Origin of the sequence: Dyadobacter sp. OTU695 (assembly GCF_038440355.1) — a bacterium.
Taxonomy (GTDB): domain Bacteria; phylum Bacteroidota; class Bacteroidia; order Cytophagales; family Spirosomataceae; genus Dyadobacter.
Window position 1 is genome coordinate 102,279 of sequence record NZ_JASATN010000017.1, and the last position, 26,403, is coordinate 128,681.

Below are 26,403 nucleotides of genomic sequence, written 5' to 3' on the forward strand. Positions count from 1 at the left end.
ATTTGTTCGACAAAAACGACAACCGAAATGGATTTTAAACTGGAAAAGAAAGAACAATACGTCTATATCGAAACGGATGCAGCCGCATTCGCCGGTGATGTACCAGCGTCTTTCGAAGAAACAGCCCGCTCGCTTTTCAGGGAGGGCTATCACAGCCTGATCGTGAATATGCAAACGGTAAAATCACTTGACGCGGCCGGAATCACAATTTTGAAAAAAGTAAACCGCCTCTGCGCAAACGACCTCGGCATGCTGGCGATCGTCACGCGCGACGACGATTTTATTGATACGCTGGAAGATCTGCGCATCCCCGATCTCACCGTTTTGCCTACGAAAGAAGAGGCGATCGACGCTGTTTTTATGCACAGTCTTGAAAATGAGTTCGGTGCGGGCGATGATGATTACGACGACGAAGACTACGAAGGCGTAAGCGAATCAAAAGAGCCCTGATATTTGAATAGTATAATTTTCAGTCATTTTGAGAACGTCCCGCCGAACCCAGGTGGGACGTTTTTTTGAGGTTAATCCAACCATTTTTATATTTTCCTTAGGCGCTTTTTGTAATCCTCCAAGGAGTCGAAAATGGCGTTTCCGGGTTATCAAAATGGTAACCAATACGGGCATTCGTTACACGATTATCAATATTTTGATAATAATTGTAATTAATCGGCCAAATGCATAATGGTGATAGAAAATTTTGCCATTCCCATAATAAGCCAAATATTTTTTATGGGTATATTGCGTGGCTTTACCCAAAACATCACACACTGGCGTTTTCGCTTTCCTTTTAAAGTGCTTATTTAAACAGATTCTAATTACGAATTTGTTAATTACCTACAATTCGATAAATGTCGCAAATGTCTGAACAAATGGTAGAAAATCAGGGACTGTACCGCCCGGAATTTGAGCATGATGCATGTGGAATCGGTTTCCGGGCTAACATCAAGGGTCGTAAGTCGCACCAGATCGTGGCGGATGCCATTCATATGCTCGAAAGGATGGAGCATAGGGGTGCTACTGGTTTTGACCCTAACACCGGTGACGGTGCTGGTATTTTAATTCAGATCCCTCACGAATTCTTTGTAGAAGAATCTACCAAGTTGGGCTTCCACTTGCCGCCGGCAGGTGAGTATGGTGTAGGGATGATCTTTTTCCCGGGCAATGAGCTCGTAAGGGAAGAGTGCAGGGAAATCCTGAACCGAAAGATCAAGATGCTGGGCCTGCAATTGCTCGGCTACCGAAAAGTACCTACCCTGAACAACACCCTGGGTGAAGGATCGCTTTCCGTTGAACCCAACGTGGAGCAGGTTTTCATTAAACGTCCGGACGACATTACGGACGATATGGCGTTTGAACGCAAACTGTTCATCCTCCGCCAGGTATCTGCACGACTGATCAAAGACACGGTAAAAGGCGCGAAGAATTTCTATTACTCTTCGCTTTCATGCCGCACGATCTCATATAAGGGACAGCTTACCACTGCCCAGTTGAAATATTACTTCCCGGATCTGGAAAACGAATCGGTTGTATCTGCATTGGCAGTAGTACACTCCCGCTTCTCTACCAACACCTTCCCTTCATGGGAACTCGCCCAGCCATTCCGCTACATCGCGCACAATGGGGAGATCAACACCGTGAAAGGTAACGTGAACTGGATCCGCGCCGGAGAAAAATCCTTCGAGTCTAAATTCTTTACGAAAGAAGAAATGGATATGCTCCTGCCGATCTGCGACAGGAACCAATCCGACTCCGCTAACCTGGACAATGCGATCGAATTGCTGCACCTTTCGGGCCGCTCACTGCCACACGTAATGATGATGCTGATCCCGGAGGCATGGGACGGCAACGAACAAATGGATCCCGAACGCAAGGCATTCTACGAATACCACGCTGCCATTATGGAGCCATGGGACGGTCCTGCGTCGATCTCATTCACCGACGGTAAAATGGTGGGCGCTACCCTCGACCGTAACGGTCTGCGTCCTTCACGCTACTGGGTACTCGACGACGACACCATCATCATGGGATCGGAAGCGGGAGTATTGGAGGTAGATCAGGCACGTGTTGTGACCAAAGGCCGCCTGCAACCCGGACGCATGTTCGTGGTAGATATGGAGCAGGGCCGCATTGTTCCCGACGAAGAAATTAAATCACAAATCTGCTCTGCGCAGCCTTACCAGCAATGGCTGGATGATAACAAGCTGCACGTAGACGCGCTCGATCACCCGATCCGTACCTACCGCGCATACGATGAGAATGCATTGCTGAAACGTCAGGTAGCATTCGGTTATACTTCCGAAGACCTTCGCATGATCCTGGGGCCAATGGCTCAGACGGGCATGGAAGCGATCGGTTCGATGGGTACGGACAGCCCGCTTGCCGTTCTTTCGGATCAAAGCCAGCATTTGTCTACCTACTTCAAACAGCTTTTCGCACAGGTAACCAACCCGCCGATCGACTCGATCCGTGAACGTGCGATCATGTCTTTGATTTCTTTCGTAGGCAGCACAGAAAACATTCTGACAGAAACACCAAAGCATTGCCGCCAGATCGCATTGCCGCACCCTATTCTTTCGGTGCAAGAATTCGACAAGCTACGTTTTGTTGATAAAGACGGTTTCCAGGCTAAAACCATCAATACTTACTTCCGCGCTGACCAGGGCGGAAAAGCACTGGAAAGGGCTTTGGAAAGAATCTGCCGTTACGCGGTAGACGCTATCGAAGACGGATTTGAGATCCTGATCCTCTCCGACCGCGCCATCGACTCCGACCACGCGCCGATCCCATCATTGCTCGCAACGGCAACCATCCACCACCACCTGATCCGCGAAGGATTACGTGGCAAGGTAGGTTTGCTCGTGGAAGCGGGAGACGTTTGGGAAACCCACCACGTAGCGACATTGATCGGCTACGGTGCGGCGGGTATCTGCCCTTACATGGCATTCGAAACGCTTTCATACATGAACCGCAAGGGCATGATCGAAGGCGAGTTCACCGACGAAAAACTGCATTACAATTACATCAAGGCCGTCAACAAAGAGCTTTTGAAGATATTCTCTAAAATGGGAATCTCGACGCTGCAATCCTACCAGGGTGCGCAGATCTTCGAATGCGTGGGCTTGAACAAGGATGTAATCGACAAATATTTCACAGGTACCATCTCGCGGATCAGCGGTATGGGCATCCCTGAGATCGCTCGCGAAATCCTGGTGCGTCATAAAGTGGCCTACCACGAAAACGCGGAGCAAAAGCCAAGACTGGAAGTAGGTGGTGTTTACCAATGGAAACAACGTGGTGAAGCACACATCTTTAATCCCCAGTCGGTGCATTTGCTGCAACAATCTACCCGCAATGCGAGCTACGAACAGTTCAAGAAATACTCTAAACTGATCGACGATCAGAGCCACAAGGCGCTGACTTTGCGTGGATTATTGAGATTCAAAAAAGGTAGCCCGATCCCGTTGGACGAGGTGGAGCCGGTTGAAAATATTTTCAAACGCTTCGCCACAGGTGCGATGTCCTTCGGATCGATTTCGTGGGAAGCACACACTACGCTGGCGATTGCGATGAACCGCATTGGTGGTAAATCCAACTCCGGCGAAGGTGGTGAAGACGAATTGCGTTACAACCGCCTGCCAAACGGCGACAGCATGAACTCGCAGATCAAGCAAGTGGCATCGGGCCGTTTCGGCGTAACGAGCCATTACCTGAGCAATGCGGGTGAGCTGCAAATCAAAACTGCGCAAGGTGCGAAACCGGGTGAAGGTGGCCAGCTTCCGGGCTTCAAAGTGGACGACTGGATCGGCCGTACCCGTCACTCGACGCCGGGCGTAGGTCTGATCTCCCCTCCTCCTCACCACGATATTTACTCGATCGAGGATTTGGCACAGCTGATCTTTGACCTTAAAAATGCCAACCGTGCGGCACGTATCAGCGTGAAGTTGGTGTCGGAAGCCGGCGTAGGTACCGTAGCATCGGGTGTAGCGAAAGCACACGCCGACCACATCCTGATCTCGGGTTACGACGGTGGAACAGGTGCCTCTCCATTGAGCTCGATCCGCCACGCGGGTCTGCCATGGGAGCTTGGCCTGGCTGAAACCCATCAGACTTTGGTAAGAAACAAATTGCGCGGACGGGTAACCGTTCAGGCCGACGGACAGCTCCGTACCGGCCGCGACCTTGCGATCGCCGCATTGCTCGGTGCCGAAGAATGGGGTGTAGCCACCGCCGCATTGGTTGCAGCCGGCTGTATCATGATGCGTAAATGCCACCTGAACACCTGCCCTGTGGGTGTGGCCACGCAACGCAAAGAACTCCGCGCATTGTTCTCGGGCAAACCTGAGCACGTGGTGAACATGTTTACCTACATGGCCGAAGAGCTTCGTGAGATCATGGCACAGCTTGGTTTCAGAACAGTAAATGAAATGGTTGGTCAGGCTCAGTACCTCGAACTGCGCAATGATATCAAACATTGGAAATACAAAAACCTGAACTTCGACGCGATCCTGTACAAAGAAGGCGACCTTTCGGTAGCCCAATTCAAGCAGGAAGAGCAGGATCACGGTATCGACGCCATTCTGGACCTCGACCTGATCCGTTCGGCGGAGCCTGCATTGGAGAATAAGGAGGAAGTTTACGCAGAATTCCCGATCAACAACCTGAACCGGTCGGTGGGAACAATGCTTTCGAACGAAATCTCGAAGAAATATGGTGGCGCAGGTCTGCCAAACGGCAACATCCACTTCAAATTCCGCGGTACTGCGGGCCAGAGCTTCGGTGCATTCAACACGCTGGGTGTACGCCTCGAACTGGAAGGAGACGCGAACGACTACTTCGGAAAAGGCCTCTGCGGTGCCGAACTGATCGTGTACCCCGACAGAGACGCGAAGTTCAAGCCGGAAGAGAACATCATTATCGGTAACGTGGCATTCTATGGTGCTACTTCGGGTGATGCCTACATCCGCGGAACTGCGGGCGAGCGCTTCTGCGTGCGTAACTCAGGTGCGAAGGTAGTTGTAGAAGGTGTGGGCGACCACGGTCTCGAATACATGACGGGCGGTCTGGCGATCATCCTCGGCGAAACAGGCCGCAACTTCGCGGCGGGTATGTCGGGTGGCGTAGCTTACGTGCTTGACAAAAACGGAACCTTCGAAGAGAAAGTAAATAAAGAAATGGTGACGCTGGAAGCATTGACGGACGAAGACAAAGGTATTCTCCGCGAGTATTTGGATAAACATTTCCAATACACCACCAGCAACATCGCTTTCCAATTGATCCAGAACTGGGAAGAATCTGTGAAACAGTTTGTGAAAGTAATGCCATCCGACTTCCGCAAAGCGCTGGAAGGACGCGGTATCACGCTCGCACAGCAGATTGCAGACAAGAACGTAGTGTACAAGGACATCGTCGTAGACGTGGTACACCAGTAATTTCCAGTTTAAAGATCAACTATCAGAATTTTTTAAATCAGTAATAAGAATGGGAAAACCAACCGGATTTTTAGAGTTTGAAAGGGAGTTGCCAAAAAAGAGAGCAGTAGACGAGCGTCTGAAAGACTACCGTGAGATTGAAACCGCACCAACCGACTCTAATTCCAAACAGCAGGCAGCCCGTTGTATGGACTGCGGAATTCCTTTTTGCCATAATGGTTGTCCGCTGGGCAATATCATCCCCGAGTTCAACGACGCGGTGTATGATGAAAACTGGGGACTGGCCTACGAAATATTAGCGTCTACCAACAACTTCCCTGAATTTACAGGCCGCATTTGTCCCGCACCCTGCGAGGCATCCTGTGTACTGGGTATCAACAAGCCGCCGGTAGCGATCGAGTACATCGAGAAAGCGATCATCGAGAAAGCATTCGAACTGAACCTGGTAAAACCAAAGCTTCCTAAGACCCGTACGGGTAAGAAAGTGGCGGTGGTTGGTTCCGGACCTGCGGGATTAGCTGCGGCTAACCAGCTCAACCAGGCTGGCCACTCGGTAGTATTGCTGGAAAGAGCGGATAAAATCGGCGGACTGGTACGTTACGGTATTCCCGATTTTAAACTTGACAAAGGTATCATCGATCGCCGTCTGGCGGTCATGGAAGCGGAAGGCGTTGAATTCCGTACCGGCGTGAATGTAGGTGTGGATATCAAGGCCGAAGAGCTGCAAAACGAGTTCGACGCTGTATTGCTGACCGTTGGATCGACCGTACCAAGAGACGTGAAAATCACCGGTCGTCAGTTCAAAGGGGTGCACTTTGCGATGGAGTTCCTGAGCCAGCAAAATAAACGCGTAGCCGGAATCGACCGCGTGGTGGATCACCGGGGCGTGGCTTACACGGGCGGAGAAATCCTTGCTACTGATAAGCACGTGGTGGTAATCGGTGGAGGTGACACAGGTTCTGACTGCGTAGGTACTTCGGGCCGTCACGGAGCGAAATCCGTAACGCAGATCGAATTGATGCCTATTCCTCCGAAAGAGCGTGATACGAGCACACCATGGCCCAACTGGCCTATGATGCTTCGCACATCGACTTCGCACGAAGAAGGATGCGACAGACATTGGTCGATCAATACCAAAGAATTCATCGGTGACGAAAACGGCAACCTGACCGCATTGAAGATCGTTGACCTCGACTGGCAGAAAGACCCTGAAACGGGCCGTATGCAGATGAGAGAGGTAGAGGGCAGCGAGCGCACCATTCCCTGCGACCTGGCCTTCCTGGCGGCTGGCTTCCTGCATCCACAGCAAGAAGGCCTCCTCAACGACCTCGACCTGGAATTCGACGAGCGCGGCAATATCAAAACCAACGGGTACCAATCGACCTCCAACGAGAAAGTGTTTGCAGCCGGTGACTGCCGCCGCGGACAATCGCTCGTAGTGTGGGCGATCAGCGAAGGCCGCGAAGCCGCTCGTTCGGTAGACGAATATCTGATGGGCGAGTCATTCCTCGAAGCTAAGGCTGTATCGATGCTGAATCCAGTATTCGCGCATGCGTAATTGAACAAGGTAGCAAAACCTCAATATATTGTTACTGCAAGAAAGCTGCCCCACCCGGCAGCTTCTTGTTTTATATCCCTTTATATTTGAAGGGAAAATTTCATCGACGGCATGTTCCTGCATCATTCTCCATTCTGGCTGAAAGCATTCTTCCCCGGTTTTACCTGGCATATTCCCACGAACGAAAAAATCATTTTCCTGACTTTCGACGATGGACCGATTCCCGATATTACCGAGAATGTATTGGAAATACTCGCTAAGTTTAAAGCCCAGGCCACTTTTTTCAGCATTGGAAATAATGTACTGAAACATCCGGACGTATACGAAATGGTCAAAAACGGCCGCCATTCCATTGGTAACCACACGTTCAATCATATGAACGGCTGGAAAACCGAAGATGCCATTTACCTGGAAAACATCCGGCAATGCGAAGTGCAACTGAACCTCAAAACAAAGCTCTTCCGTCCGCCTTACGGACGTATTAAAAAAAGCCAGTCCAGAGTGGTTTTGCAGGACAAACAGATCATTATGTGGGACGTCCTCAGCGGCGACTTCTCTCCTGAAATCGGCCCTGAAATTTGTCTCAAAAAATCCATCCAACACACCCGCCCCGGCTCCATTGTACTTTTTCACGACAGCATAAAAGCATCGAAAAACATGCTTTACACATTGCCGAGATACCTGGAAACTTTTACGGAACGAGGTTACAGGTTTGAAGCGATAGGGATGCTTTAGGCTGTAAGCTTTAAGCTAAAAGCCCTAGGCTCAAAGTCAAAAGCCGATAGCCGACAGCTGAAAACCCAACCAATTACTTTAAAACCACAAACAAAGAAGCTTAAAGCTTACGGCTTATAGCTTAAAGCATAAAAACGCTTAAAGCAAAACAATGATCGACACCCACGCCCATATATACAGCGACGATTATACCGAAGACCGTGCCGCCATGCTCGACCGTGCCTGGAATGCCGGCATTGAGCAGATCTGGATGCCCAACTGCGACCATGAAACCATCAACGGAATGCTCGAACTTGCCGAAAAATATCCCGGCAAATGCCTCCCGATGATAGGACTGCACCCGACTTATGTAAAAGAGAATTTTGAAAAGGAATTGCAGGTCATGGAAGAATGGCTGGGCAAATACGAGTTCATCGCTATTGGTGAGATCGGGATGGACCTTTTCTGGGATGTTAGGTTTAAAGCGCAGCAGGAAGAGGCATTTCTATACCAATGCGGCCTCGCGCGCAAGCACAACCTCTGGATCGACATTCACAGTCGCAGCGCGTTTTGGGAAACTGTAAAGCTGATCGAAGCCTTTGCCGATCCGGCATTGACCGGCATTTTCCATTGCTTCACCGGAACGTTGGAAGAAGCGCAAAAAGCCATTGAACTGGGTTTTAAGCTTGGGATTGGCGGCGTGGCAACGTTTAAAAACGGCGGTTTGGACAAAGTAATACCACACGTTGACCTGGAACATCTGGTACTTGAAACGGATGCGCCTTACCTGGCCCCTGTCCCCTATCGCGGCAAACGCAATGAGATAGCCTATATCGATCTCGTGGCGCAACGGGTGGCCGATTTAAAAGAAATGACCAAAGCCGATGTCATCGCCGCAACGACGGTCAACGCGAAAAGCATGCTCAACAAACGATCCTGATGAATTACACCAAAATACATATCAACCCTATTTCCCCGGAACCGACCTCCGGCTCTGTGCTCGTCATCTACACGGGCGGAACCCTGGGAATGGTTTACGAAACCAAGGGCAAGCAGCTCGTGCCATTCGATTTCCAGCAGATCATCGAGAAAGTCCCGGAAATAAGCCGGCTGGATTTTGATATAACCTTCCTCTCGCTTCCCGAACCGATCGACTCCTCAAACATGCACCCGTCGATCTGGATCGAACTGGCGGGCATTATTGAAGCACATTACGAACAGTTCGATAGCTTTGTTATTCTGCATGGAACTGATACCATGGCCTACACCGCCTCGGCTTTAAGCTACCTGCTCGAAAACCTCAACAAGCCAGTCATCCTCACAGGTGCGCAATTGCCCATAGGCGTAGCACGCTCGGATGCGCGTGAGAATGTGATCACCGCATTGGAGCTCGCCGCGGCGAAAAATGCCGAAGGACACCCCATTATCACCGAGGTTTGCATTTATTTTAATTCCAATTTGCTCCGTGGCAACCGTTCCAAGAAGCAGGAAAGCTCGGATTTCAACGCATTCCACTCGGAAAACTACCCTGCACTCGCGAATGCAGGCGTGAATATCGAGTACAACTTTCCATATATCCGGCCCTACCAGCCCGGCCTGAAACTGAAAGTCCATCAAAGCCTGGACACAAACGTGGCATTCCTGAAAATGTTTCCGGGCATTAGCAGTCGAGTCGTGGAATCGATCCTGAACATAGAAGGCCTGCGCGGCATCGTGCTGGAAACCTACGGCGCGGGCAATGCCACCACCGATCCGTGGTTCCTGAATGCGATCAGCAACGCCATCGAGCGAGATATTGTCATTTTCAACGTATCTCAATGCGACGGCGGCCGCGTATCGCAGGGGCAGTACCAGACCAGCAAATTCCTGCAACAAATCGGCGTGATCAGCGGCTCGGACATCACCGCCGAGGCGGCCATCACCAAAATGATGTATGTCTTCGCCTGCGAAAGCCGCGGCGGCGCCTGTATCGAAATGCTTGGCAGGCCGCTACGTGGCGAAATGAGTATCTGATTTTCACTGCAGCATTTGGAAACCACAATCTGTTCACTATATTTGCAGCCCGATAGAGAGGTGCCCGAGTGGTTGAAGGGGCTACCCTGGAAAGGTAGTATGTGGGTAACTGCATCGAGAGTTCGAATCTCTTCCTCTCTGCTGATAAGAGTAACAAAAAGCAACAAAAGCCTGTAAATGATTCATTTACAGGCTTTTTCTTTTTCATGAGTTACCGAAAATATTCAAATTTTCGCAATATTCTGGTGAGCATTTGGTGAGCATTGTCAAAGTAAAAAATATGCTCACCAGAACCGATATAACACACTGAATTACAACCTGTTTACGAAGGAAACATCTTGATTTTTTGACGGCATTGATAGTAGATTTAATTCACTTAAAACTATCATTATGTTATCTAGAAACCTCACAACGCTCTTTTATCTAAAAAAAAGAAGCGGCTATGTTAAGGGCCCGTTACCGATATATCTGCGGATAACAACCAATGGCGAACGATTTGAGATTTCCACAAAGAGAGAATGCGAGCCCGAAAAATGGAATTCGGTTACCGGGCGCAAAAACGGGACAAGGGAAGATGCACGAGTTTTGAATAGCTATCTTGACGCCATGCAACTCAAAGTGTATGACATCCAAAAGCAGATGCTGGAAGCGAACATCGATCTGAGTGCTGAAAAACTTCGGAACAGAATTAATGGAGTGTCGGACAAATCGAAAGATATCCTTGAAATTTTTCGGGATCACAATGAGAAATTGGCGCGGATGGTAGGCACTGACTATGCCTTGGGAACGCTTGGACGATACAAAACCTCGTTCGACCACACAAAGGCATTCATTGAGTGGAAATATAAAACGACTGAATTTGATATCACAAAGCTTGACTACGATTTCATATCAGAATATGCGTACGGCCACGAGATCGATGACTGGTCGGCGCTGTTTCTGACCGAAACCCAGGAGCATTTTCAAAGCCTGGAAATCAGAGTCGGTAAATCCATTGCAGCCATCGACCGGGCTACATTGGAGCTGAAAGGCAGGAAACGTTTCCTGCAGTTTCAAGACCGGAGCCAAGCGCTATTCTATGGTTTGGGCGTAAGTGCTCCTTACTCTGTTGCAGGAATCATCATTGCCGTCTTGTTCTATGTATTGATACGCCATGGGCAGCAGTATGCGGAGCGGCAAAGAATTTTGGACGAGTACCAAACTGCACCGGCTTACAAGCAGATCATGGAGCAAGGAAAAATCGTCGAGTACGACAAAATGCTCTACCTGCAACTAATGCCTTTGCCTAAAAAAGGGAAAGTCCAGATCGGTGAGCACTACATTTATGACTCCCAGGGCAAACGTGTGCTGGTTCCGCTTGGGGCCGAGTAGTATTCAGATGCTCTCTATGCAGTGGCAACAAAGCAGCCAGCGGGTACGGCTGCTTGCTGACCTTATTACCCGCTGGGTTTTTGAAAGCTTTGAGATCCGCAGCTTTCAAAAGACGCTTACTGAAATCGATGCATGGATTTCCTCTCTGTCGGATTATCTGGGCCATGTCCTTGGGGCCGGGGAAAGCAAAGAGCAAATTCTTAGGGAGGCCCTGGGCATGTCCCGGTCGGCGCGCGAGCTGCTTTCAAAATATGAAAGCTACTACGCAGGGCCCCTAGAGGAACTTGCGCCTGCCTGGAAAAACGAGGCGGCAGATATCGCCTCTGTCCACTACGAGATTGAAAATGCCATCAAAGAATTCATCCAGCAAACCAGCAGATGATCGGAAAAGCAGGACTGGGCAGTTACGCCAAAGGAATTTTGGAGTATTGCTATTATCAGAAAAGTCAGCAAACAACGGCAGACGAGCAAATCCAGGGACAAAACATCAGAGGGGAGCTGATTTACATTCAGAACCTTGCCCTTAAAACAGGGCCCGATGGGACGCTGGATCTGGATTACCTTGCCCGGCAGTACACGGACAACCACTCCAAAAACAAGAAGCTTACCAAATACGTCTGGCATCAATCGTTCAGCTTTTCGCCGGGCGAAAAGCTCGGCAATGACAAGATCATGCAGATCTGCAGAGAATTTGCCAAGGAATTTGGCTTCGAGCAGAACCAGATGGTCGTTTTTAAGCACGAAGATTCAGCCAACGCTCACTTTCATATTATCGCCAACCGCATCAATTACAACGGAAAGAACACTGCCGACCATTTCAAAAACTATGCGCGGACCGGCAAGTTCTGCCGCCGGATGGAACAGGAGTTGAGCCTGGTACCAACGCGCGATATGCGGATCAACCGGGCCCTGGGCCAGCAGATTCATTTGGCGGACAAGGCGCATATAAAGCTTAAATTGTTAATTGACCGTTTGATGCCACAAGTCTCTTCGATCCAGGAATTGAAACAGCATTTACTCGGGCACGGATACAAGACCTATGTGGGACGGGGCATCGCATTTTTTCATATCCAGAGCAAAATGAAGGTAAAAGGTTCTGTTATCGGCAGGGATTACTCGCTGGGCCTGCTGGAAAACCGGATTAGCTTTAACCAGGCGACAACCCAGAATCCAGAGCTAAAAAAGAGAAAAAGGAAGCGGAGAAGTTTAGGGCTTCATTTGTAAATGATAGACTAAACCAAACGAATATCCTATTTTAGCCTGAAATAACCCATAACACCATGAAGCTAAAAGCAATTAAATTCTTTTCCCCAGAGGAAAACCTACCTAAAACCAAAGAGGCCAAGGCAACGCCGCTGCCGGCTGGCTACATTTCCAGTTCCGGCAAGCTTGTCTTCCCGGCTGCCGTGCTAGGCGATTTGGGAATCGATCCCGCGTCTACCCATTTTAAGATCGGCGCACAGGATGGAAAGCGAAAAATCAAATCTATTTATCTTCTTCCGGCTGCAAGTTCAGATCAAACTTTTTCCTTTGAAAAAAGTGGCCGCGGCCATGTAATTCCGTTAGCCGTTATTTTGAAAAAAGGGGGCCTTAATTTCGAGGGCGAAAAACTGATCTTCAAGATCTCGACTTTTGATTTTGACCAGGCTACCAAAGGTTATGAGCTGGTAATTGAAACCGAAACGCCCAAACCGGAATACACCGGAAAACCGCGTGGCAGAAGGCCTCGCGTACAGACGGAGTAGTATTCGCTTTGTCGCAAAATATCTCCCAAATGAAAAAGCCGCAGGATTGCGGCTTTTTGCTATTACTTATTTTTTAGAAGTTCTATTTTTTCTCGCTCGCTCTGCAAAAGACGTTCGTATAATTCAATCACCTTGTCCAGTGGATTAAAATTGCATACATTGTATGAGCCTATCGGCCCCTGGTTTATACTGTTGTCGCTGAAATTGTTAAAGTAATTGAAGACTGCTTCTTCACTAAAATTCTTAATTCCTTCTGGGGTCACTCCAAGAATTTCTGCAATCTGCTCCAGTATCTGATCTTCCACCGTTTGGCTCTGCTCGATTTTCGATACGGTTTGCTGGCTGACGTTCAGTTCGTGCGCGACATACTCCTGCTTAAGACCGCGTAATTCACGGATGCGTGAGATCTTGTGACCGATATGGTCGGGTTTTGTTGCTGTGCTCATGGTTACAAATAAAGTAAATATCGGAGCCAAGGTCAACCCTCAGTCCGGAAGTATTATACAAGCAATGCATAGTAGGATACAACCTTACATGGTTCGCTACCTCAGAGCTGGTTAGCTCCTTGCTTCTAAAAGCTCGGATTATGGAGAATTTAGGTATCAATGTATCGCAGCCACCACAAAACTATAACGGTGAAGTAGCAGAAGCACTTCAGGACATCTTAGTGTTCTTCCAACCTGGGGATCTGGAATACTTGCGAGTGGATTTGTGGCACTGGTTGAAGGCGGTGACGGGTGAAAGGCCATTCCTTTTCCGTGGAGAGCCATCAACGGTTATTTCCCTGTATAAGCAGTTGTCCAAAATGATAGATACCGGAAAGCTGATCCTTGATACGACAGGGGCACTTGGGGATGATAAGCAGCCCAGCAATTTTCCACCATTTAGCGAAGAGCAGATTGAGAACGATTTCCAATATATGCGTGAGATCAAGCAGTTAGCAGCTAAATACGGGGGGACTATAAGGAGGTTGTCACTCTTGGAAGCAGAACAACCTGTGCTTGCCATTAAACGATTTTTTGATGCTTACAGCCAGGATGCATGGAATCAGATTTTGGAAGACTGGGTCGAGTATGGTTTAAGCAAGATGAGTATCTGCGAGGCGACGGGAGAATGCAATGAGGTATTCCAGTATGAGCTACTCGAAGCACTCGTTGAAGCTTTTTCCATAATCTTGAAAGCGGAGCAGAAGGCCTTGCTGCAAAGGTGAAAGCCACGCCGCGACTTTCGATGCCTAGCCTTGATGTTTCTTGACTGTACCGCTTAAAATGTCCACGTCCAAGCAGGCCTTTTACCACTGCGCCGAAAGCATCAGATAGCCCATGGTCTTCAATGTGGCAAAAGACAAAACACTTGCAAGTTGTTCCAAGATCAGGGTCGTGCCAGCGGTCGTTTTGGGAAGCGTTCTTTTCTTAGGCCTTTTGAACGGTATTCCCAGCGCCAGTGTCAGAAAAAACTGGCTGGCTGAAAGCCCGCTTTTCTCGATGAGCCCACTAACCTGTCGTTTCTGATCCATTCCTACCCAGCTTATCGTGTGACACAACGGAAAAGCCGCCCATTATGCCATAAGCTTTGGGCGGCTTTCAGTAGTCATCCATAAATCGGGCCGCATATTTAACCGCTGTTATGGCGAGTTTCTTTGCCGAATGTTAACCTGATTGAAGTCCTATTTTCTCGCCAAAACCTCGCTCAATGCTTTCATATCTTCGCCGACCTTTTTGTCAATTATTTTTGCGTAGTGCTGGGTTGTCCGTATGTTCCTATGTCCAAGCATCTTAGAGACGCTCTCCATTGACACCCCATTTGCCAAGGTGACCGTCGTAGCGAAAGTATGTCTAGCAAGGTGAAATGTTATATTCTTATCGATATGGCACAGATCTCCTATCTCCTTCAAATATGAGTTCATCTTCTGATTTGACAGTACAGGTAAAAGCTGGTCAGCTAATGTGCACTGCGAGTGATCTTTGTATTTATCTAGAATTTCCGCTGCGGGTGCCAGAAGGGGAACGCGCGAGGCGGTGTCTGTTTTCTGTCGTTTTATAGTAATCCAACGACTATTGTCCGTTCCTACTATTACTTCTCTTCGTTTGAGCTTGTAGACATCCGCATATGAAAGACCCGTGTAGCAACAAAACACAAAAATGTCCCGAACCTGATCCAAACGACTGGTCGGCATCTTTTTCATAACTACTTTGTTTAACTCTGCCTCCGTCAGCACCGCGCGATCAACCTCATGCTTACCCATTTTAAACGACTCAAATGGGTCTTTAAGTAGCCACCCCCGTTTCACACAGGACAAAACAATTTTCTTGAAATTGGCTAGGTATTTCATGGTCGTGTTGTGGTTGCATTTTCGTTGACATTTTAACCAAAACTCATAATCTTCGATAAACTGGAAATCTAGGCGGGTGATTTCAATGTCCTCAAGTTGGTATTTCCAGCGAATAAACTCGCGAGTATGAGTCATGGATGTCACATATCGTTTATGGGTGTTGTGTGAAAATTCGCTACCGACTAGCGCACGCAGCCTATCGTTGTGTTCCTGAAACAATTGTATAATCATCCTTTTATCCTGCTTCGCCCCACTTAGTTCGGCCTTTATTTGCTCAGACGTTACCTCAACTCCCTTCGAAACAAGCTCACGATAGATATCGTAAACCTTGCCTTGTAGTATGTCCAGATATGTATTCAATTTCCTGATTTCTTCCCTATTACCAGACGCCCGTCCCGACGATGGATTCCAACGGGCAGGTTCGCACTCCGATTTCACAGCAATTTCGGTGCGTCTCCCGTCAATCGTAATGCGCATGTATACTGGCAATTTTCCTTTTGATTTGCCAGACCTCTTTTTCAAGTAAAAGAGTAAACCAAAGCTTTTTGTCAACATAACATTCATAATTTTAGATTAAAGAAACACTTCATGTCGGCAAAAATCAAGACGCTCACCACGCAAACAGGCTTTAAATCAAATAGTTAAAACAACTTTGGTGAGCACCATATTAACTTCAAAATTGCTCACCGAATTGCTCACCAGAACTTTGAGATTTTTTGAAAGTTTTGACGAGGCCATAAACGAAAAAAGTCTGCAAATCAATGATTTACAGACTTTTGATAGCTTTTAGGATTGCTTTTCGTGGAGATGTCACGATGCAAGACGGTCGTCCAGTTATCTTTAAGCTAAAATCATTCAAAAACATGAATTATGAGCAATCATGGCCGGGATCTTCGCCAATTTCAAAGGCAGCGCCCACAGGTGTCAACGTACATGAAAAGCTTGGGGGAAGATGATATCGGGCTGATTTGCCGGACTGTTGCTCAGGACAGCGGTCCCGCCGGCGCGGAGCATGCTCGAAAAATGGCTGGAAAGAGACACGGCTAAAAATGCCATGGAGCTGGCCGGGTACCGGCCGCAGCTGCGCAGGCAGGGATTGGATATCGGGAAAGATAAAGGAATGGGTTTGATAATGTAAAAAACAACTGCTTGCCCAATTGGGCAAGCAGTTGTTTTTTAGGTCTAAAACGGTTTTTTATCGTAGCATTTAACGACAAACAGATACTTTACATGCTCTTAATGGCTTGAAACCGTTTTTACAATGATTTCCTGCGCAAGAATACTTATCAATGATAAAATGTAGAGAAATATACTAGTAAAAAATAACCAAGTATTTATTTTACCGTAGACAGGGTATAATAGGATCAGGTAGGCTATCAGATGAATTAATAGTCTAACAAAAACGCGAGTTTTAAGTGGTAATAGCACTTTTATAACCACTTCATTCATGCTATTGTCAACAGAGATAGCTCGTGATCTAACCAGTAGTAAACGAGGAAAAATCAATCTAACTCGTGTAGGTAAGGTGACTAAATAATCCTTGCTATCAAGTTTGTAAACCGTATCTCCTATACCAATCCTTGTTCCTAGAAACCCGATAATCTTGCTATCTACTTGCAATGTTAATTTCATAACGATGGCGCGGGACATTGTCCAAGACATAAGTTTAGACCATTCATGTCATTCTGGATATTCGAATAGTAAGATAAATCCGCCTGAAAAATTGCATCCTGATAAACATTATTTTGAAATAAGGCCAATAAAGGCGTGACGACTGTTCCCCAAGTGGGATTCGCCGCACCGCCAGTGGTAGTAAATCCGCCGGCGTCAAAGAAAGATACCCAGGCCGTTACCGCCGTTCCAAAAGCTTGATAGGCGATAGATGTTAACGCTGATCTATAGCTTGCGACATGCCCATCGGCTTGGCGAGAAAATTCTCTCAAGCACGCGTCCTCACATTGGGTTGGTGGCCTTGTCGGTGTATATTGAGATATGCCAGGGACTGAAAGAAAGGCAAGAAGAAAAACAAGGACAAAAAAACTAACTTTTTTCATAAATATTGTGATTTAGAATACTGAACGAATCTTAATTAGTTTGCGGACAAAATTGCTATCAAGATTGGTCATTCTGGAAGACATACGCATTAACTCGACTTGGCTAAGGTTTTTTATATTTGGATTTTTACTAACTAGGGAGCTAAGAATATCGATTCTTTTTTGATTATTTTGAACGTATTTTGCTGCATTTGTCATACCCGCTTTCTCATATAGGAGAATTAATTCTTTATTGCTTTTGACATTTTTTCGACCTTCCTTAATCATGTCAAAATCTACATTGGCGAGATTAAACTCATTTCGGGCCAACATAACAGCATGATTTTCTTGTAATTCATTTAATTCAGAGACCGTAACATCGTTAGTGACATCCTGAATGGTTTTTTGATTTTCAATCGCCGAATTTTCGTCTACGCCGGAGCACGCGGTTAGAACAAATATCCCCAACACAATTGCGAAATGTGATTTCATGTTTAATTGAGAATGATTAGTGATGGCCAAATATCATCAAATATTTAAAGAACAGTATTAACGAAACGTTAAGATTTCAAGGTACTTCTAAAAAGTAGATAGTATGTATCTATAATACGCCAGTGTAGTGTAAATGATGTATTTATCTTCAATAATCTTTAATGGTTCAGTCTGTGGTTGTCAAAAAAGAATCTGATTCTCCCATTTTTTGCGGGCTCGAAAGAGTGTGTAGCGGGACAGTCCATAAAAAATCCAACCCCTCTATTTCACCGGCAGCGGCTGAAAAGAGGACAGAAACCAGAAAACGCCCTGGCCTGCATAACTAGCGATATGTTAACCAGCGATGATACTCTAGCTGTCACTTTGTGAGAGAGGGATGGTCGCCCGAGTGCTGTCTCTACGCACGATATTTTCCGATAGTAAACTGGAACATGTAACTGCTTTTGAATTACATATCCAGTTCTGCCATGAAAAAACTTACTTCACTAGAAATCGCGGCGATCATACTGACGATAGCTGCATTCATTTTCTTTCTCGACAAATCAGTTCTGAGTAAAGAGACTATCAATCTAAGACCCCAGGAGCCGAAACCGCCTTTTCCTTACTATCAGGAGGAAATTACATTTGAAAATCCGAAGGCTGGGATTAAGCTTGCGGGGACGCTCACTCTGCCTGCGCGCGACGGTAATTTTCCTGCGGTGATACTGATCAGCGGTGGTGGCCCGAGCGACCGTAATGTTGAGTCGATGGGTCATAAACCGTTCCTCGTGATAGCCGATCACCTCACGCGAAATGGGATTGCAGTTCTAAGATTTGACGACCGGGGCGTTAAGCAATCGGAAGGTGACTATCAATCGGCCACTTCGGCAGATTTTGCAGACGATGTAGAAAGCGCAATTCATTTCCTAAAAGTGAGAAGGGAAATCAATCCTGACCAAATCGGCCTCGCTGGCCGGAGCGAAGGAGGCATGATTGCACCTATGGTCGCAGCTCGTTCAACTGATGTCGCATTCATCATCATGCTCGCAGGGCCCGGAATGCCGTGCGATTCTTCCATATTATTGCAAATGGCCGCTTTCCAGCGCGTTCGCAAATACCCAGAAGCGCGAATCCAGCAAGCACAAATAGTCTTCGCAGGTGCATTAAATATCGTGAAGCAATCCACTGATCGAGTAATTCTACGCGAGCAATTGAAGCAGTATATCAACGCAAATCTCGACAGCGTATCCGCATTCACATCGGACAGCGCTTCGCTTACGCAATCCCGTACCGTTGTTATTAATAATTTTTCATCGGCATGGACTCAGTATTTGGTGAAATACGACCCGACAGCTGCACTCGAAAAGGTAAAGTGCCCCATCTTGGCACTAAACGGCGAGAAAGACTACCAAGTACCTCCAAAAGAGCATTTCAAGGGTATAATGCAAGCTACCCGGAAAGGCAGGAACAAGAATGTAAAACTTGTTGAAATACCCGGCCTGAACCATTTGTTTCAAAAATGCAAAACAGGTGGCCCGGAGGAGTATAACAGGACAACAGAAACATTTTCACCTCTTGCCTTGAAAGAAATGACAAACTGGATACGTTCTACATTTTCGCGCCCGCCCTATCAGCAAGCACGCTTCCAAGGCCTGAATGAATGCCACATTATCTTCGGAGATTCTTTTAGTGTAGCCATTCTTAAAATCATCACCCACTCAACAGCTTTGGCTCATAAGTTCGTTGCAAACCAAAACCGGGAAACTCTCTTGGACGATTAGTTTGATTGGACCCTTCATGGAAAAACGGATGATTATTCTTATCAACTCGAGTATTTGAGGTAATGCCGTCATGATACGTACAACAGAGGCCAAAGACAATAACTAATTCTACATTTTTCTATAAATATGCGAATATTTTATTGCCTTTTACAACGCTTTTTACTGTTTATGTGTCTATCAGTGTACATCTTGCTCAATGCAGCCGCATGATCTAATTTTCTTGCATTTTTTAACCCCAAACACGATTTCTTATGGATTCACACAAAAAAAAACTACGACCAATTATGATAGCATTTGCATTACTCTGCACATTAATTCAATGCACATCCGAAGATCCCGAAGTTGAACCAGAACAGTGTGATTGTCAAAGTGCCACAGTAGCCGAAAGGAAAGATATAGAAGCGGTTGTAATTCTAATCGCCGGCAATCAAGCTCCTGGTGGCAACCAAGGCCCAGACAAATACGTATTGAGCACCGAGCCCAAGGATTTTGAACGTGCAGAATATAGCATCGGTGACAATATTCTAGTACCGTGCGATTCATTACCTACGCAGTACCAAAAAGCACGAACAAAGGTCATCGTATCATACAAACGTAAGAAATGCTATGGCGCCATGACAGACCCTACGCTTCGCTCTAACTATGGCTATTTTGTTGACTTAACCTCCATTGGAATCAAACCTTAAATAAAATTCAGCACTCACCTAAACGCTTAATTTTCATGAAGTTACCTTTGCTATTCCTACTGGTTTTTGCCTATTTCGGAGTATTAGGACAGAATCAAACAAGTGAAAGATGTGCATCTTCCGTTAATTATGAAGAGCTGCAAAAGTACAATCCAACCCTTCTGAACTATTTTAAAGAAATCGACAGAAAAGCCGCAGAGTATTCCGAAAAGCAGGCGCAAGGCCAATTTTCCTCCAAAAGTATTCCAAATACGGGAACGATCGTCACTATTCCAGTTGTAGTTCACGTAATTCATAATGGCGAGCCGGTTGGTGTGGGACGTAACATTAGTGACGATCAAATTACATCTCAAATCGCTGTGTTAAACGAAGATTATCGTCGATTAAATGCTGACCGAGTCAATACCCCTTCTGAATTTGCAGGTGTAGCAGCCGATACAAAAATTGAATTCCGCTTGGCTTGTACAGATCCCAATGGCAACCCTACGAATGGCATCCGCCGCGTCCAAGGCAACTTTGCAAGCTATACACTTGTCCGGAACGCAGATGGAACAGTCAATGAAGCTTCAACTAGTATAAAAGCAAATGACCCTGCATGGAATCGCGACCAGTACCTTAATATTTGGACATGCGACCTGAATCAAGGCTTATTGGGCTACGCAACTTTTCCCGGTGGCGCAGCAAATGTTGACGGGGTTGTTGTACAGTATAATGCCTTCGGTCGAACTGGTAATGTAAGTTCTCCGTATAACAAAGGTAGAACTGCTACTCATGAAGTAGGGCACTGGCTATCACTATTTCACATTTGGGGTGACGATGGTAGCGCTTGTACTGGAACTGATCAAGTTGCAGATACACCAAATCAAGGTGGAAATTATATTGGCCAATGCCCTTCAGGTCAAAAGTCTTCGTGTGGTACCAGCAATATGTATATGAATTATATGGATTACACAGATGACGCGTGTATGAACCTCTTTACAACAGGGCAAATGAACCGTATGAAGGCACTGTTCGTGCCAGGCGGCGCACGTTCGGGGTTTGTCCAGTTGAGCGATATTAGCGGGATTGGCACCATATGCGATAACAATAACTATACATTCTCCGTTACCAGCTCCGCTACTTCACTTAACTGGACAGTCTCAAACCTAACAATCGTTTCAGGCCAAGGTACAAATACACTTACCGTAAAAAGACTTTTTAATGGCCCTGCAACAATTACTGTTAGAGCCGGGGGATTGTGCATGAGTAAAACTATTGCAGTTGGCCCACCCCAATTTGCTGGTTTCTTAGTTAACGGCCAGTCCACGTCAAATGGAACCGGATGCACGAATAGCTACATCCCAATTGCTGCGGTACCTAATGATCCATCCTCTAATTACTATTGGTCTCAAAGCGATCCGAACGGTTTTATAGCCAATGCAAGCCAATCGAGCACTGCCTTCACCGGATATAATGCAAGCTGCTATTATCTCAATGTTAGTATTTCAAATGTGTGCGGGTCGAGAAGCGAAAATTTAACAATATGCCTTAACAGCTGTTTTGCAAAGTACACGGTGTTTCCAAACCCTGCAAATGATTATATTACGATTGACTTTGATCATATTGAAAGTGCAGAGTCCTTGCCGGATGAAATCGTTTTACTGTCCGAAAAATCAACTAAGGCCGTTAAAAGCGTTAATGTACAAAGCGTTTACAAGAACAACGGTCTCAAAAATGGCAAGCAGATAGAAATCAATGTAAAAGAATTGCCACGAGGAACTTACTACCTCCATGTCAAAAACAGTAGACTGAAAGACAAAGAGTTAGAAATCATAAGAATACTTTTGCAATAATTTCATAGAAGAGAAACGCCCGGCGATTGTCGGGCGTTTCTCCGACAACTTTTCCCTTTCTCCACCTAGGCTTGCCGGTATACGGTTCTTTGGCCCTTCGGTCTTTATTGTCAAATACAACAGAAGATGAGAACTAACCTGCGAACATTCTAGCTCGTAATCAATCAGTTGTAAATTTAGCCTTGTCAAAACACTCCCATCATCTCTTGTAGAACACCAAACTATTCTCACCAACTTATGTACATTTTCCCCCCATCCTTTGTAAGAACATCTTAAAACCGTAATTCTCATTAACTTTTGCATTTAATACCGATACAAAAGAAATTGTAAAATTAATATTATAAAAATTGCAAAAATAGTTCTATTTCATATATTTGGAGTAACCAAGGGTTTCTTCTGACCCTGACTGCCCAAGCACCCAGCGCATAATTGTATACATCCGGTTATGTACATACAATGTACATCTACCAATGTGCTTGCTGTATCTCATGTTTCTCTTTTGACTCATTTGAATGCTCCTGCATTGATACAACGATTTAGCTTAGTATCGTGTCAAGAGCTAAACATAAATGCTAATCTAAATTTTAGAACTGATGAGAACTATACTAAATTTTATTCTAATGGTGATTCCATTTGTCTTCGAAACAGGATGTACCGAAAACGAGGTTTCAGAGATTGTAACTGCTAGAATTCTAAAACCGACGTGTGGCGGGACAGTTATGCAAATCATCAATGGCTCGCTTAAAGGAGAAGAATGGAAATTTTTTGCCAATCTAGAAGGACCATTTGATAGTTCAAGTCCAGCTGCCACTTATGAGAATGCAGTACTTGTCGGCAATGTCCCGCTTGACCGACGCGTAATTGGGGATACCCTACAATTCTCTTATATTCAAGGACTTACCGATGGAAATTATTGTGAAATTGGCGGATTACCTAAGTTAACTATATCAGTTGAAACTTTAAAAAATTAGCTGTATGAAAACATTTTTATTGTCGTGCCTATTCTTCACTTTGGCACTTGCTTCAAAGGCACAGATCATGTCGAAATGGGTACAACCATCGAGAATTCCCGCCGGAGTTGTGATTTCCAAATCAATGAAAACCTTTGGCTTGGCACCAAATGAGCGAAAGGAGCTATTGAAGCAAGATAGTGTTGAAGCTTTACATGACTACCCGCGTCGATTTGGGAAAAATTTTGAAAGTGATATCGACATTATTAAGGAAGCGAAGGCACAAGTAATCAATGGTAAATCGATAAGACTCTACGAAATTGAATCAACTAATGCTTATAGCATTAACTTGATTTTTGATAAGATATTTTTGTCTCCAGGAGCAGAGTTGAACATATATAACCATGACCGTTCGTTTATTTATGGTCCGGTAAACTCGGAAAACGTACCTTCCAACGGGATCTTCTGGACTGATTTGATTCCGGGAAATAGAATAGTTATAGAGCTGACGGAAAATGATAAGAACTCAGGGTCAAGTATCATACATATTTCTAACGTGATTCATGGCTATCGTAGAGCCTTTCAGCAGGGATCCGACAACGTTCCAGAAAATTTCGGAACTTCCCTGGCATGCCACCGTGATTGGACCTGCGACGGTGGTGCTTGGAGAGATGAAGGTGATGCAGTTGTAATGCTAATGCTTGACTACGCCACCCGATGGTGCAGCGGGGCTTTGATTAATAACCAACGTCAGGACTTTAAACCTTATGTGCTTACTGCCTTTCATTGTTTGGACAATGATGCAACATCGGGCACGTTGTCTACTGCTGAGAGAAATGCCGTTAACAATTGGGTTTATAGGTTCAGATATCATAGCCCAACATGTTCTCCGCTGGCAGATGGCAACTGCTATATTTCATTTAACGGTGCCAACTTCAGAGCTGCATTACAAGCTACTGATATGACGCTACTTGAATTGATGACGCAACCTAGAATAAATCATGGTGTTTCTTTTGCAGGGTGGGACAGAAGTGGTTCCGCGGCAACAAGCGCCGTTGGTATACATCATCCAGATGGAGATGTAAAAAAAATATCATTTGATAATAATGCAGTTTCTACAAATTCTAGTAGCGTCACATGGACAGACGGAACGACATCTCCTAGCAATAGTCACTGGAACGTAGGATACGACAATGGAACAACTGAAGGCGGCTCTTCTGGTTCGCCTCTATTTGATCAAAACAAAAGGATTGTCGGTCAATTACATGGTGGACCGGCCGGATGCGCACCAATCCAAAAACGTTATGGCCGCTTCGATAAATCGTGGTCTCTTGGTACAACCAGTGATACACGGCTTCGAGATTGGCTCGACCCTGATAACACAGGAGTTACTACTGTTAATACGTTTTTCTCTAGGATTTCCGGCCCTACACTAATTTGTTCAAGTGGAAACTTTTCGGTGGATAACCTAGGATCTGGTGCCTCAGTTAGCTGGTCTAGTAGTAACACGTCTGTGTTAACAATTAACTCTTCCGGTACGGCTACCAGGCCCGGAACAGCTATTGGAACGGTAACAATATCCGCCACTGTTCCAAATAGTTGTGGCTCACGAACTATCACGAAGACTGTTACAGTCGGCCCACCTAGCTTTGCTGGTTTCCTAGTGAATGGTCAATCTACATCGAATGGCACAGGATGTACAAATAGCTATATTCCAATTGCTGCGGTACCTAATGATCCATCTTCGACTTACTATTGGTCTCAAAGCGATCCAAACGGTTTTATAGCCAATGCAAGCCAATCTAGCACTGCCTTTACTGGATATAATGCTAGTTGTTATTACCTAAATGTCAGTATTTCAAATTCATGCGGATCGAGAAGCGAAAATTTGACAATATGTCTTAACAACTGCTTCGCAAAATATACTGTGTTTCCAAACCCGGCAAAGGATCATATCACGATTGAATTCGATCACATTGAAAGTGCGGAATCATTGCCTGACGAGATTATATTGTTTTCAGAAAAGTCTACTAATCCTGTTAAGAACGTTGACGTTCAATCCCTTTATCAGCACAACGGTCTCAAAAATGGCAAACAGATAGAAATCGATGCAAAAGCATTACCTCGCGGCACCTATTACCTCCATATCAAAAATAGTAGGTTGAAAGAGAACAAGGTAGACATCATTAGAATACTGTTAGAGTAAATTTTAATTGAAATTAACGAAAAACGCCCGGCAAACACCGGGCGCTTTTCGTTTTAAAAGCCTTTGCAAATAGCCTATACGGCCGTTTCCTGCTCGGTTCGTAAGCAAAGTATTCGTTTTTCTGAATCGGCCGCGGACCCATATCAAATTGCTGCATTGGGAAAACGGGGGCTTTGTTTTGTATTATAAACGACTTAAAAAAGGGACGTTTCCACTACCCAAAGCGATGGATGGGCGGGTATCTTTGAGTTGGGCCGAACTGGTTCTGATGGTAGAGGGCGTCCAAATACAAAAGAGTACACAGAAGACAAGATTCCGTCTTTAGATATAAAAAAGGGCACATTTTATTAGCCGAAATGCTTCCGGATCTGTATCTTTAGTGCATGGATTTGTCGCTGGAATCACTTTCAAAAGAAGAACTGATAGCCCTTATAAACAAGGAAAAGCAGTCCTACAGTGAAGAGCGAATAGCAGAGCTGGAAGATGAAAACGCTTATCTCAAATCGCAGCTTGCGATGTACAAGCGGATGCAGTTTGGGCAAAAACGGGAGCGCTTCGAAGGTGATCCGGCCCAGATTGAACTTCCCTTCCAAGCCCCCGCAGAGCAAATTACCACGCAAGAAGAAATCCTGAAAGAAAAGATCAACTACGTCCGCAGCAGGCCCAATCACAAAGGACGTGCGGCACTTCCATCACACTTGCCTGTTGAAGAGATCGAAATTTACCCCGCAGGTGATCTTTCAGAGATGGAAAGCACGCTTCCAAAGAGCCAAATCGGAAAAGCAATGCAATACAGCTACGCCCGCTGGGATGCGCTAAGTGCATATCTGTACGATGGAAATCTGTTAATAGACAACAACCAAATCGAAAACGCCATTCGCCCCTTGGCCCTGGGCAGAAAAAATTACCGCCCGGCGGCCCGGTTGTTCGCCGGAACCCACGATGCTGCACAACGTGCTGCCATGATCTATTCTTTTTTTGCAATCTGCAAAAAACACAGCGTCAATCCCTTCCATTGGCTAAAACACACCCTGCAAAACATCTGCACAGTTAACCACAAGCACATCAAAAGCCTTTACCCGCAAAACTTCAACAAAATCCCCGAGTCAATCAACATGTAGTTCATCGGCCGGATACTTAGGTTCAAGGTCAATGCCGGATAAACTTCGGTAATTACAGCTACCAAATCTGATCGCTCAAAAGTGGCTCAAGTTGCTCCGCCGGGACTGGCTCACTTTGCTCCGCCGGAGGTGGCTCAAGTTGCTCTGCCGCCCTCAATGAC

Annotated in this window: 23 protein-coding genes, 1 tRNA gene and 2 pseudogenes; 21 read left to right on the top strand and 5 right to left on the bottom strand. The window is 46.0% G+C overall.

The annotated features are described in order from the left end of the window. The first annotated feature begins 27 nt into the window (after positions 1–27). The 11 genes from AAHB90_RS25490 to AAHB90_RS25540 all read left to right on the top strand — a co-directional run bounded on the left by AAHB90_RS25490 (position 28) and on the right by AAHB90_RS25540 (position 12,830). Entirely contained in the window at positions 28–450 is a 423-nt protein-coding gene (locus tag AAHB90_RS25490; protein ID WP_342088051.1) for an STAS domain-containing protein, read from the top strand. Between the two features lie 398 nt (positions 451–848). Continuing rightward, on the top strand, positions 849–5,429 hold the full coding sequence (gltB, locus tag AAHB90_RS25495) for a glutamate synthase large subunit (protein WP_342088052.1): 4,581 nt from the start codon (positions 849–851) through the stop codon (positions 5,427–5,429). A gap of 49 nt (positions 5,430–5,478) precedes the next feature. Next, a complete protein-coding gene (locus AAHB90_RS25500; RefSeq protein ID WP_342088053.1) occupies positions 5,479–6,987 on the top strand; it encodes a glutamate synthase subunit beta in 1,509 nt (502 codons plus the stop codon). 111 nt (positions 6,988–7,098) lie between these two features. Further along, positions 7,099–7,722 (top strand): polysaccharide deacetylase family protein, encoded by a 624-nt coding sequence (locus tag AAHB90_RS25505; RefSeq protein ID WP_342088054.1) that lies wholly within the window; start codon positions 7,099–7,101, stop codon positions 7,720–7,722. A 151-nt stretch (positions 7,723–7,873) separates the two neighbouring features. Further along, positions 7,874–8,641, top strand: a complete 768-nt coding sequence (locus tag AAHB90_RS25510; protein WP_342088055.1) for a TatD family hydrolase — start codon at positions 7,874–7,876, stop codon at positions 8,639–8,641. Then, on the top strand, positions 8,641–9,714 hold the full coding sequence (locus AAHB90_RS25515; protein ID WP_342088056.1) for an asparaginase: 1,074 nt from the start codon (positions 8,641–8,643) through the stop codon (positions 9,712–9,714). The genes AAHB90_RS25510 and AAHB90_RS25515 overlap by 1 nt, the downstream gene beginning before the upstream one ends. 54 nt (positions 9,715–9,768) lie before the next feature. Next, positions 9,769–9,855: transfer RNA gene (locus AAHB90_RS25520), tRNA-Ser, on the top strand. Positions 9,856–10,104: 249 nt separating this feature from the next. Then, entirely contained in the window at positions 10,105–11,085 is a 981-nt protein-coding gene (locus tag AAHB90_RS25525) for an Arm DNA-binding domain-containing protein (protein ID WP_342088057.1), read from the top strand. A gap of 16 nt (positions 11,086–11,101) precedes the next feature. Next, positions 11,102–11,467 (top strand): hypothetical protein, encoded by a 366-nt coding sequence (locus AAHB90_RS25530; protein WP_342088058.1) that lies wholly within the window; start codon positions 11,102–11,104, stop codon positions 11,465–11,467. After that, positions 11,464–12,309 (top strand): relaxase/mobilization nuclease domain-containing protein, encoded by an 846-nt coding sequence (locus AAHB90_RS25535; RefSeq protein WP_342088059.1) that lies wholly within the window; start codon positions 11,464–11,466, stop codon positions 12,307–12,309. The genes AAHB90_RS25530 and AAHB90_RS25535 overlap by 4 nt, the downstream gene beginning before the upstream one ends. Before the next feature lie 56 nt (positions 12,310–12,365). After that, entirely contained in the window at positions 12,366–12,830 is a 465-nt protein-coding gene (locus tag AAHB90_RS25540; protein ID WP_342088060.1) for a hypothetical protein, read from the top strand. Between the two features lie 62 nt (positions 12,831–12,892). Here AAHB90_RS25540 and AAHB90_RS25545 read toward each other — a convergent pair whose 3' ends face one another. Next, positions 12,893–13,276 (bottom strand): helix-turn-helix domain-containing protein, encoded by a 384-nt coding sequence (locus AAHB90_RS25545; RefSeq protein WP_342088061.1) that lies wholly within the window; start codon positions 13,274–13,276, stop codon positions 12,893–12,895. A gap of 140 nt (positions 13,277–13,416) precedes the next feature. Between AAHB90_RS25545 and AAHB90_RS25550 the strand changes: the two genes are divergently transcribed. Continuing rightward, positions 13,417–14,040 (top strand): hypothetical protein, encoded by a 624-nt coding sequence (locus tag AAHB90_RS25550; protein WP_342088062.1) that lies wholly within the window; start codon positions 13,417–13,419, stop codon positions 14,038–14,040. An 81-nt stretch (positions 14,041–14,121) separates the two neighbouring features. On the opposite strand, the gene AAHB90_RS25555 is transcribed toward AAHB90_RS25550, so the two are convergent. Then, positions 14,122–14,346 (bottom strand): hypothetical protein, encoded by a 225-nt coding sequence (locus AAHB90_RS25555; protein ID WP_342088063.1) that lies wholly within the window; start codon positions 14,344–14,346, stop codon positions 14,122–14,124. Between the two features lie 150 nt (positions 14,347–14,496). After that, a complete protein-coding gene (locus AAHB90_RS25560; protein WP_342088064.1) occupies positions 14,497–15,717 on the bottom strand; it encodes a site-specific integrase in 1,221 nt (406 codons plus the stop codon). Positions 15,718–16,141: 424 nt separating this feature from the next. Here AAHB90_RS25560 and AAHB90_RS25565 point away from each other — a divergent pair, with 424 nt between their 5' ends. Further along, the gene (locus AAHB90_RS25565; RefSeq protein ID WP_342088065.1) at positions 16,142–16,300 is read left to right on the top strand and encodes a hypothetical protein; all 159 of its coding nucleotides are present in this window, start codon (positions 16,142–16,144) and stop codon (positions 16,298–16,300) included. A 490-nt stretch (positions 16,301–16,790) separates the two neighbouring features. Here AAHB90_RS25565 and AAHB90_RS25570 read toward each other — a convergent pair whose 3' ends face one another. Beyond that, positions 16,791–17,216, bottom strand: coding sequence for a hypothetical protein (locus AAHB90_RS25570; RefSeq protein WP_342088066.1), 426 nt, complete (start codon positions 17,214–17,216; stop codon positions 16,791–16,793). 12 nt (positions 17,217–17,228) lie between these two features. Beyond that, positions 17,229–17,687 carry a hypothetical protein gene (locus AAHB90_RS25575; protein ID WP_342088067.1) on the bottom strand — a complete coding sequence of 153 codons (459 nt, stop codon included), beginning with the start codon at positions 17,685–17,687 and terminating at the stop codon, positions 17,229–17,231. A gap of 467 nt (positions 17,688–18,154) precedes the next feature. On the opposite strand from AAHB90_RS25575, the gene AAHB90_RS25580 reads away from it, so the two are divergent. The 8 genes and pseudogenes from AAHB90_RS25580 to AAHB90_RS32865 form a co-directional block, all read left to right on the top strand. Next, the gene (locus AAHB90_RS25580) at positions 18,155–19,447 is read left to right on the top strand and encodes an alpha/beta hydrolase family protein (protein ID WP_342088068.1); all 1,293 of its coding nucleotides are present in this window, start codon (positions 18,155–18,157) and stop codon (positions 19,445–19,447) included. A gap of 251 nt (positions 19,448–19,698) precedes the next feature. Then, positions 19,699–20,133: a hypothetical protein gene (locus AAHB90_RS25585; protein WP_342088069.1), complete on the top strand. Its 435-nt coding sequence runs from the start codon at positions 19,699–19,701 to the stop codon at positions 20,131–20,133. Between the two features lie 35 nt (positions 20,134–20,168). Further along, positions 20,169–21,965 carry a M43 family zinc metalloprotease gene (locus AAHB90_RS25590; protein ID WP_342088070.1) on the top strand — a complete coding sequence of 599 codons (1,797 nt, stop codon included), beginning with the start codon at positions 20,169–20,171 and terminating at the stop codon, positions 21,963–21,965. Positions 21,966–22,558: 593 nt separating this feature from the next. Continuing rightward, on the top strand, positions 22,559–22,936 hold the full coding sequence (locus AAHB90_RS25595; protein WP_342088072.1) for a hypothetical protein: 378 nt from the start codon (positions 22,559–22,561) through the stop codon (positions 22,934–22,936). Between the two features lie 4 nt (positions 22,937–22,940). Beyond that, complete coding sequence (locus tag AAHB90_RS25600) at positions 22,941–25,121, top strand: trypsin-like peptidase domain-containing protein (protein ID WP_342088073.1); 2,181 nt, start codon at positions 22,941–22,943, stop codon at positions 25,119–25,121. 76 nt (positions 25,122–25,197) lie between these two features. Continuing rightward, positions 25,198–25,446 (top strand): IS66 family insertion sequence element accessory protein TnpB, encoded by a 249-nt coding sequence (tnpB, locus tag AAHB90_RS32855; protein WP_446717928.1) that lies wholly within the window; start codon positions 25,198–25,200, stop codon positions 25,444–25,446. A gap of 58 nt (positions 25,447–25,504) precedes the next feature. Beyond that, positions 25,505–25,825 (top strand): annotated as a pseudogene (locus AAHB90_RS32860) (transposase domain-containing protein); the annotation flags it as partial. A 54-nt stretch (positions 25,826–25,879) separates the two neighbouring features. Continuing rightward, positions 25,880–26,242, top strand: a pseudogene (locus tag AAHB90_RS32865) (IS66 family transposase); the annotation flags it as partial. Between the last annotated feature and the right edge of the window lie 161 nt (positions 26,243–26,403).